We start from the raw sequence: 1,777 nt of genomic DNA on the forward strand, positions 1-1,777 counted from the left end.
TCGTTAATACAACAACTGCGAATATTTATAAAAATTTAAATGGTTTTCCTGTCGCAGTAAAGAGTATTTCTATTTCTTCCAACGATATGAAAGTTATGCTTAATTGCGACAATCAAAAAGTTCAACTTGAATTAGATGAAATAGATAGTTCTTTGCCGGATATTACAAATTACAAAAAAGAAGCAGTAGTAAAATTACAATATGATAAATATGACCCAATTGCCAGACAATGGGTGGTATAAATGAAAAGAATTGAACAATTAAATCATAAGATTAATGTACAGACTGAACTAATTGAAAAATTAGATGATACGGTTATTTCAAAAAAAATATCTTTATGGAATTATAAACAACCAGAATTTATTTTATTAGATGAAGAGTATGGTTCATCTTTTAGTTTAGTGGTTGAATTATATAATATTACAGAAGACGTAATAAAATTTTTAAAACCTATTGCATATGTTACGTCAACAAGTGGATGGACGGATTTAGGTTCATTAACAGATGGTTCATTTACATCATCTTTTAAGTATGATGTATTTATGGAAGAAGAAAATTATGCTAAAATGTATATGTCAGGAGTAACGATTGCATTAGCAACAGGATTTATTCCTATCCCTATTTATTGGACAGTGAAATTATTTTTTAATCCAATTATAAAAGTAACGGTAATCTAATGAATTTTAACGATAAAATACTTCAAACGAAAAAGAATGTTACGAAAGAAGAACAAAAGGAATTAATTTTTAATAACCTTATTAAAAATGATTCCATGAAGTATAACTTTGAATTATTTAAAAGTAATTGGGAACCATTACAATGCACGCAATTATTACCAGCAGGTTCACGTTCTGGAGAAAATCATCCGATGAGAGGAAGCTTTTCTTTCTTAACAGATGAAATATATATTCCTGATAATTATATTCAGAATATTAATTATAAAATAAAAGTTGAAAATAATAATTTTTCGGAAAGATTACAAGGGCAAATACATGTGTGGGATTTTCGACGCTATACACGTATTTATAATGATGAAGATAAAAGTTTGGATAATTTAATATATAAAGGATATGGAACTAATCCATTATATCCTGATATTTCTGCTGGAACTATTAATGCTATTTCTGTCATTAATCCTAACGAAGCAAATACAGAAGTAGTATATCCAGGAAATTGGTGGGCTAAGGGTGATAATATTGAAGATTATCAATATTATAATTATCTAACTGGTCCGGGTGTTACCGAGGATACTCCATCTTCTGAAAGTACAGATGGGAATGGTGTAATTACAACAATTTTTGGCCCATATAAAATAAATTGGCAAATGGCAAATATTTCAAATATAAATAGTTCTAGTGTTACGGGTATAGCAAAATATACTAACAGAATTGAAACTAAAGTTCGTGTTGCAGGAACGAAAACATTTGTAGGATTACCAGTACCACATTATGAAATTACCCCAACAATTGATGATTTTATTGTTGAGAATCCTTTATATGGTGGAGTTATTTCTGTTTTAGTTCGTTATCATCCAGAGGATAGTTTGCTTTATTATGAAGAACATACATCATTTGATGAAAATGGTAAAATTATTTTTAATTACGAATTAGGTGTGCCAGGTTATATTGAAGTAAATTATGCTAGTATTGATTCTACAGTTGGGTCTGTAACCGTACAACACACTGATATTGATGAACTAAGCACATATAGACTTGATACTAGCGGCAACCCAGTTGAATCGATTTATCACAATCCAGAATCTTGGGTATTTGATGGT

General features: G+C 29.2%; 3 protein-coding genes. All 3 read left to right on the top strand.

The genetic code is table 11. The features are described 5' to 3' along the window. On the top strand, window positions 1-242 hold a 242-nt coding region (locus WC906_05560; protein ID MFA5777866.1), incomplete at its 5' end, for a hypothetical protein. Continuing rightward, on the top strand, window positions 243-677 hold the full coding sequence (locus tag WC906_05565; GenBank protein ID MFA5777867.1) for a hypothetical protein: 435 nt from the start codon (window positions 243-245) through the stop codon (window positions 675-677). It begins immediately after the preceding gene. Then, window positions 677-1,777 (top strand): hypothetical protein (locus WC906_05570; GenBank protein MFA5777868.1); only part of this gene is annotated, 1,101 nt, incomplete at its 3' end. The genes WC906_05565 and WC906_05570, both read left to right, overlap by 1 nt.

The organism is Parcubacteria group bacterium (assembly GCA_041657845.1).
In the GTDB taxonomy this organism is placed as follows: domain Bacteria; phylum Patescibacteriota; class Minisyncoccia; order Moranbacterales; family JAKLHP01; genus JAKLHP01.